1 pseudogene is annotated in these 237 nt (G+C 64.6%); it reads right to left on the reverse strand.

The annotated features are described in order from the left end of the window. Positions 1-237: pseudogene (locus KVT28_RS26760) on the reverse strand (sugar phosphate isomerase/epimerase); the annotation flags it as partial.

A 237-nucleotide genomic window follows, 5' to 3' on the forward strand; every position in this document is an offset into this window, starting at 1 on the left:
GGGATAGAGATAGGGCCAGGCCAGCGAACCGGAGAACGTGGCGGGGGCCTGCAATCCCAGGTTGGCTGACGCGGCAGCTGCCTGCTTCACCGTCTGAATCGCCCACGCGGTGCGCTTTCCTTTGTCGCCGTGCAAGGCGGCGGGGGCAAAGCCGTCGAAGGCGCGATCGTGCGCCGGATGAACGGCAATCAGGTGGCCCTCCAGGTGCGTCGATAATTCACTGATCTGCAAGCCGTA

Origin of the sequence: Pantoea sp. GbtcB22, assembly GCF_019091025.1 — a bacterium.
GTDB classification, from domain to species: domain Bacteria; phylum Pseudomonadota; class Gammaproteobacteria; order Enterobacterales; family Enterobacteriaceae; genus Pantoea; species Pantoea leporis.